The organism is Streptomyces sp. NPDC053427, assembly GCF_044544985.1.
Lineage (GTDB): Bacteria > Actinomycetota > Actinomycetes > Streptomycetales > Streptomycetaceae > Streptomyces.
The window spans coordinates 294,700-308,204 of record NZ_JBITYA010000005.1; the positions used below are offsets into that span (position 1 = coordinate 294,700).

The 13,505-nt window shown below is 69.8% G+C and carries 12 protein-coding genes; 6 read left to right on the plus strand and 6 right to left on the minus strand.

Going from position 1 to position 13,505, the window contains the following annotated elements:
* Positions 1 to 113: 113 nt before the first annotated feature.
* The 4 genes from ACIGWZ_RS16045 to rho all read right to left on the minus strand — a co-directional run bounded on the left by ACIGWZ_RS16045 (position 114) and on the right by rho (position 5,617).
* Positions 114 to 2,294, minus strand: a complete 2,181-nt coding sequence (locus ACIGWZ_RS16045) for a SpoIIE family protein phosphatase (protein ID WP_400064886.1) — start codon at positions 2,292 to 2,294, stop codon at positions 114 to 116.
* 138 nt (positions 2,295 to 2,432) lie between these two features.
* Positions 2,433 to 2,765, minus strand: a complete 333-nt coding sequence (locus ACIGWZ_RS16050) for a DUF4387 domain-containing protein (protein WP_400064888.1) — start codon at positions 2,763 to 2,765, stop codon at positions 2,433 to 2,435.
* Positions 2,762 to 4,132: an acyclic terpene utilization AtuA family protein gene (locus ACIGWZ_RS16055; protein WP_400064890.1), complete on the minus strand. Its 1,371-nt coding sequence runs from the start codon at positions 4,130 to 4,132 to the stop codon at positions 2,762 to 2,764. Before ACIGWZ_RS16055 ends, ACIGWZ_RS16050 begins: the two co-directional genes overlap by 4 nt.
* Positions 4,133 to 4,438: 306 nt before the next feature.
* On the minus strand, positions 4,439 to 5,617 hold the full coding sequence (rho, locus tag ACIGWZ_RS16060; RefSeq protein ID WP_400065400.1) for a transcription termination factor Rho: 1,179 nt from the start codon (positions 5,615 to 5,617) through the stop codon (positions 4,439 to 4,441).
* Positions 5,618 to 6,026: 409 nt separating this feature from the next.
* Here rho and ACIGWZ_RS16065 point away from each other — a divergent pair, with 409 nt between their 5' ends.
* From ACIGWZ_RS16065 to ACIGWZ_RS16090, 6 genes are all read left to right on the plus strand, one after another.
* Positions 6,027 to 6,782 carry a class I SAM-dependent methyltransferase gene (locus tag ACIGWZ_RS16065; RefSeq protein WP_400064892.1) on the plus strand — a complete coding sequence of 252 codons (756 nt, stop codon included), beginning with the start codon at positions 6,027 to 6,029 and terminating at the stop codon, positions 6,780 to 6,782.
* Positions 6,783 to 6,980: 198 nt separating this feature from the next.
* On the plus strand, positions 6,981 to 7,655 hold the full coding sequence (locus ACIGWZ_RS16070) for a hypothetical protein (RefSeq protein WP_400064894.1): 675 nt from the start codon (positions 6,981 to 6,983) through the stop codon (positions 7,653 to 7,655).
* A gap of 94 nt (positions 7,656 to 7,749) precedes the next feature.
* Positions 7,750 to 8,097 carry a hypothetical protein gene (locus ACIGWZ_RS16075; RefSeq protein ID WP_400064896.1) on the plus strand — a complete coding sequence of 116 codons (348 nt, stop codon included), beginning with the start codon at positions 7,750 to 7,752 and terminating at the stop codon, positions 8,095 to 8,097.
* A 198-nt stretch (positions 8,098 to 8,295) separates the two neighbouring features.
* On the plus strand, positions 8,296 to 9,741 hold the full coding sequence (locus tag ACIGWZ_RS16080; RefSeq protein ID WP_400064898.1) for a glyceraldehyde-3-phosphate dehydrogenase: 1,446 nt from the start codon (positions 8,296 to 8,298) through the stop codon (positions 9,739 to 9,741).
* Between the two features lie 93 nt (positions 9,742 to 9,834).
* Positions 9,835 to 10,149: a proline racemase family protein gene (locus ACIGWZ_RS16085; protein ID WP_400064900.1), complete on the plus strand. Its 315-nt coding sequence runs from the start codon at positions 9,835 to 9,837 to the stop codon at positions 10,147 to 10,149.
* Between the two features lie 158 nt (positions 10,150 to 10,307).
* On the plus strand, positions 10,308 to 11,024 hold the full coding sequence (locus ACIGWZ_RS16090; protein ID WP_400064902.1) for a GntR family transcriptional regulator: 717 nt from the start codon (positions 10,308 to 10,310) through the stop codon (positions 11,022 to 11,024).
* A gap of 19 nt (positions 11,025 to 11,043) precedes the next feature.
* Here the strand turns inward: ACIGWZ_RS16090 and ACIGWZ_RS16095 are convergent, their stop codons facing one another.
* Both ACIGWZ_RS16095 and ACIGWZ_RS16100 read right to left on the minus strand, forming a co-directional pair.
* The gene (locus ACIGWZ_RS16095; protein ID WP_400064904.1) at positions 11,044 to 11,958 is read right to left on the minus strand and encodes an AAA family ATPase; all 915 of its coding nucleotides are present in this window, start codon (positions 11,956 to 11,958) and stop codon (positions 11,044 to 11,046) included.
* A gap of 2 nt (positions 11,959 to 11,960) precedes the next feature.
* The gene (locus ACIGWZ_RS16100; RefSeq protein WP_400064906.1) at positions 11,961 to 13,202 is read right to left on the minus strand and encodes an RNA ligase; all 1,242 of its coding nucleotides are present in this window, start codon (positions 13,200 to 13,202) and stop codon (positions 11,961 to 11,963) included.
* Positions 13,203 to 13,505: the final 303 nt, after the last annotated feature.

The following is a 13,505-nucleotide window of genomic DNA, read 5'->3' on the forward strand; positions in this document are numbered from 1 at the left end:
CGGCGCGAGCTGACAATACGGATCCGTCATCGGCAGCGTCACCCTTTTGGGCAATCCGGAATGGGACGGAGCCCGTCGGAGCGGCGAGCCGCCCGCTCCGGTCGCCCCGGCCGTCAGGCGGCGGTGAGGACCAGGGCGGCCTGGTCGTCGGGAGTGGAATGGCCCGCGAACGCGGTGACCGCGGCGGTGACGGACTCCACGAGGGTGGCAGCCGTGGGGGACGTGGCGCGGGGCGCGGCGACGGCGTCGGCCAGGCGGTCCTCGCCGAAGAACTCCCCGCCGGCGGAACGGGCTTCGGTGATGCCGTCGGTGACCAGGACCAGGCTGTCGCCGGGATACAGATCGAGGGTGTGCGGGGACCCGTCGAGATCGGGGCCGATGCCCAAGAGCGAGCCCGGTTGGGCAAGTTCTTCGACCGTGCCGTCGGCGCGGCGCACGAGTGGGGGTACGTGGCCGGCGCGTATCAGGTTCAGCGTGAGATGCGACGGGGTGTGCCGCAGCTCGCCGTAGACGAGCGAAACGAAGCGGTCCTCGTCGACGGCGCCCTCCGTCAGGGCGTCGTTGATGGCGGCGACCACCGCCGCCGGGTCGTTCAGGAGACGGGCGGCGGCGCGGGCGGTGTGGCGGACCATGCCGGTGGTGGTGGCGGCCAGGGCGCCGCGCCCGCATACGTCGCCGATCATCAGCCCCCAGCGGTCGTCGGGGAGCGGGAAGACGTCGTAGAAGTCACCGCCGGCGTCGAGCCCCTCGCCGGCCGGGTGGTAGGAGGCCGCGAGGTCGGCGCCGGGGATCTCGGGCAGCTCGGGAGGCAGCAGACCGGCCTGCAGGTCACGGGCGAGTTGAACGCGGTCGGTGAACTGGTGGGCGTTGTCGGCGCTGGACGCGGCCCGGCGGGCGAGTTCCTCGGCGAGGGCGATGATGTGGCGGTTCAGGGGCCGGTCGGTCGCCAGCAGGGTCACCACGCCGAAGGTGCGGCCGCGGGTGGTCAGCGGCACACAGACGTAGCCGGTGATCCCCGCCTGGGCGGAGAGACCGCCGCGACGGACCGCGCCGTGGTCGGTCTCGGTGCGGCCGGAGGCCAGCACACGGGCAACCGCCTCGTCGACCTCGGTCCGTACGGCGGGCGAGGCGAGGAGGTCCTCCTCGGCCCGGTTGGCGGCGGCCACGGCGATCTGCCGGGTCCGGCCGTCCCCGACCACATGGACGGCACACAGCGGCGCCAAGGCCGGCACGGTCAGTCGGGCCATGCACTGCAGGCAGTCGAAATAGTGTGGCTCGCGGGTGATGGCGGTGCTGGCGTCCAGCACGAAGGCCAGGTCCTCACGGGCCGCCTTCTCCCGCTCCTGGGCGGCGCGGCCCGCCTCCAGCACATGGTGGCGTTCGATGGCCAGGGCGGCGATACGGGCGAATCCGGCGCTGAGCGCCACGTCCTCGTCCTCGGGGGCCTTGGGGGTGCGGTGGTACATCGCGAAGGTGCCCAGCAGCCGTCCGTCCGCGCTTTGGATCGGGGTGGACCAGCAGGCCGCGACCCCGGCCCGGCGCGCCAGGTCGCGGTAGCCCTCCCACCGGGGATCGGTGGCGATATCGGTGACGATCACCGGCGCGCGCAGGTAGGCGGCCGTGCCGCACGATCCCACGCTGTCACCGATGGCCAACCCGTCGATCGCCTCGTTGTAGAAGGCGGGCAGGCTCGGGCCGGCGCCGTGCCACAGGTGCTCGCCCTCGGGATCGGCGAGCAGCACCGAGGCGATCATTTCCGGGGACTGCTCCTCGATCGCCCGTGCCATGCCGCTCAGGATCTCCTCCAGCGGGGCGTCGCGCGCGATCTGCTCGAGCAGGATGCGCTGCTCGGCGGCCATGCGCTGGGCGTTGTGGTACGCGGTGGTCTCCACCGCGATCACCACCACCCCGTCGACCCGGCCGACCGCATCCCGGCGGGGCTCGTAGGTGAAATCGAAGTATCCCTCCCGCTGTGCCCCCGACCCTCCCAGCACGAGCCGCCCGCCCTGGGCCCGGTACGCGATGCCGGTGCGGTAGACCGCATCGAGCCGATCGAGGACGCCCTGCGGGGCCAGTTCCGGGATCAGCTCTCCGATCGGCACGCCGGTAGACCCGCGGTCGCCTCCGAATGTCTCGAAGAACGCCGTATTCCCGGCCTCCAGCCGGTGCCCCGGGCCGCTCAGCGCGGCGAAGATCACCGGGGCCTGCGCGAACAGGTCCTCGTACTCTTCGCTCCGCTGGTGTGGCGACCGGGGAGATGCAGGAGCCGACCCAAGAGGAGACTGCATGGACATGACCGGCCGCCTCTCTAGCGCTCACCGACCGCGCCGTCGCGTCCTACCCCCACTCTGACACACCCCTCCGCGCACTCGAGGCCCCAGCCGGCTCGGTGAATCGGCGCCTCACCGGGGCGGCGGCCGGAGTCCGCTGCCTCAGGGAGTCGGCAGACGCATCGCCAACAGGGGGCCGTGCTGCTGCGCCCCGTAGACGTCGCTTTCACCGACGTTCCCGGAGACGAGCGGGCGGCGCAGGTTGATCTTCACGGCCTTCGCCGGATCGTAGAAGATCGGCTCGCTGACGTCGTCGACGGCAACCTGGTAGAGCTCCGCCACCAGGGCCCGGTTGATGGCCCGTTGCCGTTTGACGAGGTCGTACTGGTCCTGGCCCGTGAAGATGATGTCGAGGGTGAGTTCGTACGGTCCGGAGTTCTTGCTGCGGATGACGTCGGCGAGTTCGGTCAGTGGAGCGGTCGACGGAGCGGTCACGAGGGGTCTCCGGGGTAGTCGAGGTAGGTGATCGGGAACAGCGCGAGCGGATCGTCGGCCGTCATGAGGTGGTAGATGCTCCACTCGTAGACCGCGCCGGCGTGGAAGTCGGACGGGGAATAGGGGAAGGCCAGATTGCCGGCCGTGGACAGGCGTCCGGGGTAGCCGAAGTGCAGCATCGTGGAGCGGGCGAATCCGCAGAGGGTGTCGGCGAGGTCCTGGCTGTCGGCGACGGCTTCGATGACGATGCCGACTTCGTGGCCTTGTGGCCGGGGCGAGGGTTCGAGCGCACCCATGCAGCCGTCGGCCCCGTAGACGCGCACGAGCAGGTCGTAGCTGCCGGGCGGGATGTCGGGGAAGTTGTCCGCCACGCGGTCCCGTACGCCCTGGACGATCGTGTCGATCTCGCGGAGGAAGAACGGGTCCCGGGCGCCGGCCACCGACACGGTGCGGTACCCGCGCAGCCGGGCGCCTTCGAGCTTGACCGTGAAGGGCTGCGCGATGTGGCGGGAGCCGGAGACGCGCACGCTGCGCTCGTCCTCCGGTGTGAAGACGCAGTCGCTGAGGTCGAGGTATCCGCCGGGTCCGGGCAGCCGGCAGGGGTCGCTCTTCTCGTAGAGCGTGTGCGCGGCCACCGATGTGGGGGTGCACCGTCGATCCGGGTCCAAGGGCTCGAGTACGAAGTGGTCCCGGCGCAGTGTGCCGAGCATGCAGTCGCTGCCGCTGCCGGGCACGGCGGCGATGGCGGCGCATTCCAGGATCTTGCTCATATGCAGGGCCAGGCCCTCGTCGAAGCCGTGCAGCAGCGGCATCGCGGCGAACACCGCCGGGTCGTAGGCGCGCCCGGCAAGGACGACGTCGGCGCCGCCGCGCAGCGCGGCCACCAGCGGCGCCGTGCCCATCTGCGCCACCAGGTGCGTGGTGGCGAAGACATCCTCGGCGGTGAGCTCCGGGCCGTGCGGAACCGCGCCGATGCGGCCGTCCCGCAAGGCCCGCAGGACGGTCTCCCGGTCGATGTCGGCGGGAATGAGGGCCGCGCGGAGCCGGAGCCCCTGCCCGGCGGCGATCTCATCGACGATTCCGCGGAGCCAGGCCAGGTGCGGGGCGGCCCCGGCGCCGCCCGCGGACCCGATGACGACAGGGATGCCCAGGCGCTGCCCGGCGCCGATCATCCGCTCCAGATCGCGCTTGACCGCCGTACGGTCGGTGAACGATTCTCCCGCGCCCAGGTAGTACGGACCGGGGTCGGTGGAGCCGGCATCGGCGGCGAGGACATGGGGTCTGCGGGCCAGACCGGCTTCGAACGACGCGTCGGGGAATCCGTATCCCAGGATCGCCGTGGCGGACAGCACGCGAATCTCGTCCATCGCGCCTCCTGAATGTGGTGGTCGGACGCTGCGGCGCCCTGGGGGCGACAGCTCGGTAGGAACGGGCGCGCCGTTGGCGCGGCCAGCGAACAGTACGTCGTCGATGAAGCCGATGCCGAGACGGTGAGGGGTATGTGACCAGGAGCATCGACCGAGACGTGCAGTCCTCTTCCGCTTGGCAGGTCAAACTCGGCTTCTCGGGCAGCGATGCCGACGCAACCCCGGGGAGGTCGAGCCGGGAAAGGCCGCGCGTGCCCCCTCTGGCGTTCTGACGAATGCGCCGTATTCGGCCGGGACGCGGGCCCGTCAGGAACCTGGGACGGTCCCCTGCACCTGCCGCAGGAAGGTGGCGTTGTCGGGTGTCCGCCGGACCCGGTCGATCAGCGCCTCCGTGTTCAGCCGTTCGTCGCCGGTCCGCAGGGCGCGTCGCAGCCGACCGGTGGCGGTCAACTCCGCGGTCGAGAGCATCAGTTCCTCGCGGCGGGTGCCGGAGGCGGTGATGTCGACGGCCGGGTAGATCCGCTTTCCTGCCAGCGCGCGATCCAGGCGGAGTTCCATGTTTCCGGTGCTCTTCAATTCCTCGAAGAAGTAATCGTCGGCCCGGGATCCAGTTTCCACCAGCGCCGTGGCGAGAATCGTCAGCGAACCGCCCTCCTCCGTACGACGCGCCGCTCCGAAGAGCCGCTTGGGGCCGTGGAGCGCGGCGGCATCGACGCCTCCGCTCAGCGTGCGGCCGCCCGACGAGGCGGCATTGTTGTGTGCCCGGCACAGCCGAGTGAGGGAATCGAAGAGGATAACGACGTCCTGCCCGTCCTCGACGAGCCGTTTGGCGCGTTCCACCGCCAATTCGGCGAGTGCGATGTGCTCTCGCGCGGACCGGTCGAAGGTCGAGGCGAGCACCTCCCCGCGCACCGAACGGCGCATCTCGGTGACTTCCTCCGGTCGTTCGTCGACCAGCACCACCATCAGTCGGCATTCGGGGTGATTGTCGGAGACGGCGGCGGCGAGTTCTTGCAGCAGCACCGTCTTCCCCGTTTTGGGCGGCGCGACGATCAATCCGCGCTGCCCCTTGCCGACCGGCGCGATGAGGTCGACGATGCGCGGCGTGAGCCCGCCCCTCGGGTTTTCGAGACGCAGACGGTCTCGCGGATGCAGCGGTGTGAGGTGACGGAAATGCGGCCGGTCGCGGGCTTCCTCCGGCGGACGGCCGCCGACCGACTCGACCTCGGCGAGCGACCTTCGCCCACCGCACCTGCCGACGATGAAATCGCCTGTGCGGAGGCCGAATTCGCGGATCAATGCGGCGGGCACCCGGACGTCATCGGACGAGGAGGCGCACTCCTTTCCGCGAAGAAAGCCGAGCCCCTCCTTTTCGTTGACGATGTCCAGGGTCCCGGCCACCGGCACGAGGGGTCGCGCCGCGTTCGGCCGTACGGGCCGGTCGGAAATGCCGCTGGAGGAAGGGGAGTCGGCGATGAGGGTCATGGAGGGGGACGCAGACGTCATGGTCATGGGTATGGGTGTCCTCTCGGGACGCTGAGGCAGGGACCGATATGGAGAAAGATCCGGTGCGGGAAGGCGGGGCGGTGTGATCACGCCGCGCGCCCAGCGGGCCGTCAGATTGGCCCGACCGGAAAGGAGGTCGTGCGGAATCGCTTGACTGCGAGTGTCGAGATCGTCACAAACAGTCGGTGCTGTGTGGGATCGCCGGTCGAGAAGGACGGCTGTGCAGCAGCGACATGGAAAGGAAAGCGGAACCGGCACCGTATTCGGCGAACTCAGGTCCGTTCCGCTCGTACCGTACCACTTGGCGCGACCGATCGGGTGAAGAAAGGATCGAAGGCGATCCGCCGTGCGCCGCAGCGCGGCTCGCAACGGCCCTATGCTGCGGACAATGTTCGCACCCCAGGGACCCACTTTCCGTGAACTCGCCGTTCAGGCGCTGTCCTCCGTCGAGCGCGGCTATGACCTGCTCGCCCCCACATTCGACCGCACTCCGTTCCGGACCCCGGAGTCGGTGCTGACCCCCGTCGCCCGGACGTTGCGCGAGCTCGGTCCGTTCGGCAGCGGCCTGGATCTGTGCTGCGGTACCGGCGCCGGCCTGGACGTGCTGCGGCAGGTGTGCCGGGAGCGGGTCACCGGTGTCGACATCAGCGCGGGGATGCTCGCCGAGGGGCGTGCCCACGCGGGGAGAACGGCCGACGGGCCGCGCGTGGAGTGGGTGCGTGCGGATGCGCGGGCCCTGCCGTTCCGGCCGGTCTTCGATCTCGTGGTGAGCTTCGGCGCGTTCGGGCACTTCCTGCCCCGCGAGCGGCCGGGGCTGTTCACGCAGGTTCGCTCCGCGCTGCGCCCCGGCGGCCGGTTCGCCTTCCCGATCGCTGCGCCGGCCCGGCCGGGTTCTTTCGGCTACTGGACGCTGCTGGGCTTCGACGCGGCAATGCGGGTCCGCAACGCGCTGTGGCGCCCGGAATTCGTCATGTACTACCGGACGTTCCGCCTGCACGACGTGTGCGCGGAGTTGGCTCGGGCCGGATTCGACGTACATCTGCACGCGCTGCCGGAGCTCGGGCGGCGCCCCGACGGCAGCCCTCGGTGCCGTTTGGTGGTAGCCACCCTGCAGGGCAACGCCCCCTCAACTGGGGTGGCATGAAGCCTGTTTGCCAGGTCCGCTGACCTGACGCCGCCTCCGTTTCGGGCACCCATAAAGGGTCTGTTTCGTCATCAACTACAACTTTACCAACTCTTGGTGTAGTTGAACCAAATTTCACTCCAGTCTCAAACGCAACAGCGACGAAGACCACACTCGGAATCGTCGCCTCCACGAGACAGGGCGAGAGGCAACCGCAAGATGACGAAAAGCCGAACGATCCGCTACGGAAACCGGCTGATGGCGCTGTCCGCCGCGGCACTGGGCCTGGTCGCGGCGATGGCCGTACCGGCCGCCGCGGACGACCAGCCCACCCGGGAGCAGCTGATAGCCGACTGCGCCTCCGGCGAGGGGAAGTGCAGCTTCAACGAGCCGAAGCTCGGCACGGCGTACCTCGGAGACTTCCATCAGGTCTCCAACTCCCTTTACAACTGCAGCACTTCTGACGCCACTCAGTCGATGGGCTGGGCGGACACGGTGGGTTCGACGGACTCCGCGGGTGTCTCCGTCACCGTCGGCGGAAAGATCGCCGATCTCATCGACCTGAGCGTCACCGCGACCTACAGCCACACCTGGTCGAGTTCGCACACCGAGAACAGCTCCATGAACATGACCGTGAAGCCCGGCGAGGTGGGCTGGATCTCCCGCGCGCAGGTGATGCAGGACGTCTCGGGCACCTGGCAGACCCACTACGACAGCCCCAAGTGGGGCCACTACTTCTGGTACGTGCCGGACACGGTCACCGGCCCCGCGCCCAATGGCACGGACGGGCAGAGCAATGCGGTGATCGTCAAGTCGCGCAAGATGACCACCGCGGAGCAGAAGTCCTGTTCGTCCGACGCCAAGCAGGGCCGGGCGTTCATGGTGAAGCGCTGACCACGACGGAGTCGGCCGGCCGAGCGCGGGCGCGTACGTCTCGGGCTCGGCCGCTGCGCCTCCCGTCCTTCACGGGGCGGGAGGTGCGGCCGTTGTGACGGCTTCCGCGCCGCCGGTCGCCACCGGAGGGAGTGAGGCTCGCAAGGCACCGTCGACCTTCCTGGCGTTCCGCGACGGCCTGGGAACGGCCAGCGGCGCCCAGTCCGCGCAGTTCCACGAGATCGAGATCCTCCCGGGTCGGCAGGCTCCCCCGCGCTTCGAACGGATGCCATGGCTCACCGCCGCCGAGCGCACCCGCCATGTGCTGGTCGTCGAACGACAGACCGGCGGCAAACCGGGCACCGGAGGCAGCGCGGGCGCCTCCTCTCTCAAGGCGCGGGCCGACGCCCGGTTCTTCCCGGAGCTCTGGCGGTTCCGGCCGCTGCTCGGCCCGGCACAGTGACCCGCAGCGCGGGAATCACATACCGGGCAAATCGATGAAATCCCAGCAAACTTCCATTCCCAAATCGCCTATAACGGCATATTTGCCCCTGATGCGCCATGGGGTCGGTCGCGGCTTCCCGCTCGGACGGTGCCGTTCGAATGATCAAATTGGCGGTGGGTTAGCATATGAGCACCGCCTAGCTCGAAAGATAAACCTGTGACTGTCAAAGACGACTCGTTCACCAACTGGAAGAACCGCGAGGAGATCGCGGAGTCGATGATCCCGATCATCGGGAAGATGCACAGGGAGCGCGACGTCACGGTCCTGCTCCACAGCCGCTCCTTGGTGAACAAGTCGGTGGTGAGCATCCTCAAGACCCACCGGTTCGCCCGCCAGATCGCCGGCGAGGAACTGTCGGTCACCGAGACGATGCCGTTCCTGCAGGCGCTCGCCGCGCTGGACCTCGGTCCGTCGCAGATCGACATCGGCCTGCTCGCCGAGGCGTACCGGGCCGACGACCGCGGTCTGTCGGTTCAGGAGTTCACCGCCGAGGCCGTCTCCGGCGCCACGGGTGAGAACAAGATCGAGCGCCGCCAGGCGCGTGACGTGGTCCTCTACGGCTTCGGCCGCATCGGCCGCCTCGTCGCCCGCCTGCTCATCGAGAAGGCCGGCTCGGGCAACGGTCTGCGCCTGCGCGCCATCGTCGTCCGCGGGGGCGGCGAGCAGGACCTCGTCAAGCGCGCCTCGCTGCTGCGCCGCGACTCCATCCACGGCCAGTTCAACGGCACGATCACGGTCGACGAGGCGAACAGCACGATCGTCGCCAACGGCAACGAGATCAAGGTGATCTACGCCAACGACCCGTCCGAGGTCGACTACACGGCGTACGGCATCAACGACGCCATCCTGATCGACAACACCGGCAAGTGGCGCGACCGCGAGGGCCTTTCGAAGCACCTCCGCCCCGGCGTCGAGAAGGTCGTCCTGACCGCTCCGGGCAAGGGCGACGTCCCGAACATCGTGCACGGCGTCAACCACGACACGATCAAGCCGGACGAGCAGATCCTGTCCTGCGCGTCCTGCACCACCAACGCGATCGTCCCGCCGCTGAAGGCGATGGCGGACGAGTACGGCGTGCTGCGCGGCCACGTGGAGACCGTCCACTCGTTCACCAACGACCAGAACCTGCTGGACAACTACCACAAGGCCGACCGCCGCGGCCGCTCCGCGCCGCTCAACATGGTCATCACCGAGACCGGCGCCGCCTCCGCCGTCGCCAAGGCGCTGCCGGACCTCAAGGCTCCGATCACCGGCAGCTCGATCCGTGTCCCCGTGCCGGACGTCTCGATCGCGATCCTCAGCCTGCGCCTCGGCCGCGAGACCACCCGCGAGGAAGTCCTCGACTACCTCCGTGACGTCTCGCTGAACTCGCCGCTCAAGCGCCAGATCGACTTCACCACCGCCCCCGACGCGGTCTCCATGGACTTCGTCGGCTCGCGCCACGCGTCGATCGTCGACGCCGGTGCCACCAAGGTCGACGGCGACAACGCGATCCTCTACCTCTGGTACGACAACGAGTTCGGCTACTCCTGCCAGGTCATCCGCGTCGTCCAGTACGTCTCCGGGGTGGAGTACCCGACCTACCCGGCGCCGCTGGTCTGATCTCCGCGGCCGTCCCGGGAGGGACGGCCGGGACGTGCGCAAGGCCGGCCCGGGGCGGCGGCGGTTCACCGCCACGCCCCGGGCCGGCGCGATATGAGCCGGCTCGCGCTGCGTCAGGGCGCGGGAGGGCGTCCGGAGCCGGGCGTCAGGACCGAACGTGCCGGCGTAGAGGGAGAAGCGGAAGCCGTCGCCGGAGCGCCGGCCGCCGGCCGTAGCGGTCCCGCTGGGGGCGCTCGGCGCCCACGAGCCCTCCTGGGTACGGAATTCACCGGCCGCCTCGTCGCCGAGACGGAGGTCGGCGGGGTACCCGCCGTCGTACCGCGTATCACCCGGCGCGCCTGGATCACGGGCACCGCCCACTACCTGCTCGATCCCGACGACCCGTTCCCAGGACGCTTCCTGCGATGACCGTCGCCCCGGACATCGCCGCGCCGGAACCCGTCCATCCCCTGGTCCGGGCCCACCCATAGCCACCTGCGAGAACAACGTGACATTGTACGTTGGTGATCCGCTCGGCCACGAGGGACGGGGCACGGGGGACGGGGCACGAAGGGAACACCACGATCATGGGCCACCTCGAGCAGCGCAATCTCAACACCACCAGGGAGCGCCTGCGCGACCAGGTCGCCCACCATCTGCGCGCCGCGCTCATCTCCGGTGAACTCAGGCCCGGCGAGGTCTACTCGGCGCCCGGCCTCGCGGAGGACTTCAATATCTCCGCGACACCCGTGCGCGAGGCGATGCTCGACCTGGCCCGCGAAGGCCTGGTCGAGCCCGTGCGCAACAAGGGCTTCAGGGTCACGGAGGTCAATGAGCGCGACCTCGACCAGTTCACGGAGATCCGCACCCTGATCGAGGTCCCCATGGTCGGCCGGATCACCCGGACCGCCTCCCGCACGGACCTGGAGGCGCTGCGCCCGGTCGCCGAGGAGATCGTGCGCGCCGCGCGCGACCACGACCTCATCGGCTACCTGGAGGCGGACCGCCGGTTCCACCTCTCGCTGCTCGCGCTCTCCGGCAACGAGCGCCTCGTCGAGACCGTCGGCGACCTGCGCAAGCGCTCACGCCTGTACGGTCTGACCGGCCTGGACGAGCGCGATCAGCTGATCCCCTCGGCCGAGGAGCACATCGAACTCCTCGATCTGATGGTGGCGGGCGACGCCGAGGCCGCCGAGAGGTGCACGGCGCGCCACCTCGGCCATGTGCGCTCGCTGTGGGCCGACGGCGCCGAGAAGAACCCGTCCGTTCCGCGCGGCCGCCGGGTCCGGCTCGACTCCCGATGAGACGGGAGGCGGAAGCGACCTAGAAGTTGCCGTAGTTGACCTGCCAGGTGGGCAGGCCCATGCGGCGCCAGATGGCGACGACGCGGTCGCGGTCGTCGAGGGAGACGCGTACCGCGAAGCGGTGACGGACGTGGCGGTCGAAGAGTTCGGCCTTCACGACGTCGTCCCGGCGGCCGTCACCGGCGGCGCGCATCCACAGTTCGTCGTACGGGACCTCGTGCCGGCGCAGCCACTCCTCGGTCAGCTCGCGGTGCTCCTCGCCGCGCCCGGACAGCAGGACGAGGGTGTCGCCGTCGGCGCGCCGGAAGGAGCTCAGGGCGTCCCGCACCGACACATTGAGCAGGTCCTCGCCGCAGCGGCTGAAGTCGTAGGGGCCCCGGTCGCCCCTGATGGCGAGCGTGCCGTCGATGTCGCACATCACCGCGGCCGGCAGGGCCGGGTCGGCGTCGTACGGCTCGACCGGGGGCTCGTCGTTGAGCCACTCCGCGGTGAGCTGCCAGCCGCCCCGCCGGGCCTTCGTGTGCTTGTCGGCCAGGATCCGGATGATCTCCTCGCCGACCGCTCGGTCCCGCTCGGCGTCGCGCCGTATGCACTCCTCCACCGGTACGTCGGTGAAGTCGTGCACGACGAAGGCGGCCTGTCCGGCCACCGCCGCCTTGAGGCGCTTGGGGATGTGGGGCGTCAGATGCGTGTTGTCCACGACGACGTCGAACCCACCGTCCACCGCCGCCCGCACCGCCGCGTCCTGGGTCGCCAGCACGGTCTGCTCATGCGCATACGACCGGCCGCGCTCGGGCGCCGGGATGTCGAGCATGGTCCGCAGGTCGTCGAGATTGACTCGGCGCATCCGGCCCTCGGACTCCGCCTGCAGCTTCCGCGCGGCGGTCGTCTTTCCCGAGGCCGGCAGCCCCGTCATGACATGTACTACGGGCACGGTCAGTTCTCCTCGTCGGTGGTGAAGGGGTCGGCCGCCTCCGGCCGGACGGAACGGTACGTCATGAGCTCGGTGGGACGCCCGTCCAGGCGCTGGAACATGGCGGGGCGGACGGCGGCGTCGGGCAGCGCCTTCGCGGCGCGGGCGAAGGCGCCACGGTCGGCGGTGAGCGGGGCGAGGGCGGCATACGCCTCGTCGATCGCTCGCTCGCGGTCGGCCACGCCCTTCTCGATCCGCGCGATCACCTCGCGTACCCAGAGGTCGAACTCGTCGGGCACCTGCTCCAACAGCGCGTCCAGCGGCCGGCCCTCGGACGCCTCGATGTCGGCCGCCGAGCAGCCCAGGGCCTGCGCCACCTGCTTGGCGGGCAGGCCGGCGAAGCGCTGGATGCCGTGGCCGCGCCAGATGTCCCGCTCGGTCACGCCGGTGAGCACCTTGTGCAGGCGTACGTACTCGGAGAGCTTGGCCTTGGCCCGGACGCCCGAGGCGAAGCGCAGCACGAAGCCCTCCGCGTCCGTGCCGGTGGCGGCCCGGCCGCCGGGCAGCCGGTTGGACTCGGCCAGGGCCAGCAGTTCGGCGAGCGGCATGCCGGGCCAGACCGTGACGACCGAGCCGATGCCCTGCCAGCCGGCCGCGGCGTCGGCCAGGGGTATCTCCGTGCCGTCCCGGCCGATGGCGGCGAGGAGCACCAGGTCCCGGCGGTCGCCGTAGTCGACGACGATGCGGTTCTGCGGGTACAGGATCTCGGCGAGGTAGGTGACCCCGGGTACCAGGGCGGCGGTGTCCTTGCCGTCCAGCAGGCGCTGCGCCCAGGTCGCCTGGGTGCTGATGAACGAGCCCTTGGACGCGACCCGCCACCGGCCGGCGTAGTGGAAGATCACCGCGAGGCTGCCGTCGACCTTGTCGTACACCTCGAACGGCTCGTCCGGGAGAGCGGGCGCGTACGGCTGACCGGCCTCGTGCTCACCGACGTTGAAGAACTTGGGCAGCGGAAGCGCGACGATCTCGCCGGTGACGTCGTCGGCGACCAGGCCGCGGCAGCGCATGGTCACCTCGTTCCACACGCGCTCGTACTGGCAGGTCCTCGTATACGTGTAAAGGGAGAGCGGCAGCTCGGGGTGCCGTTTGCGGGTGAGGTGCCCGGCATCGAGGGCGGCCGTCAGCTCCTGCGACGGCAGCAGCTCGTGGAGAGTCAGGTACGCCTGGCTCATGTGTTCCTCCTGGTAGTGGGCCTTGATTGTCACGTGCAGGAGGGTCGGGCGGACACCAATTTAGTGGCGCCCGGGTCTTCGTGATCCAGATCATGGCGGCAACCGCCGCGCGCGGGCGGCGCGGACGGGCTACGGGAGCGGGCCGTCGGGGCCCGTATCCCGTTTCCTCGTGTACGGGCGCACCGGCCCGGAAGATCCCCATTGCTCCCGACTTGACGTCACGAAGCAAGGGAAACTGTGAAATTGCTGTTTCTTCTGTGTTGAACATCTGCCAAAAACAGTCAACTAGTGGCACCCTTCTCTCAATTCACTCCTGTTCCACCGGGCACCCCACCC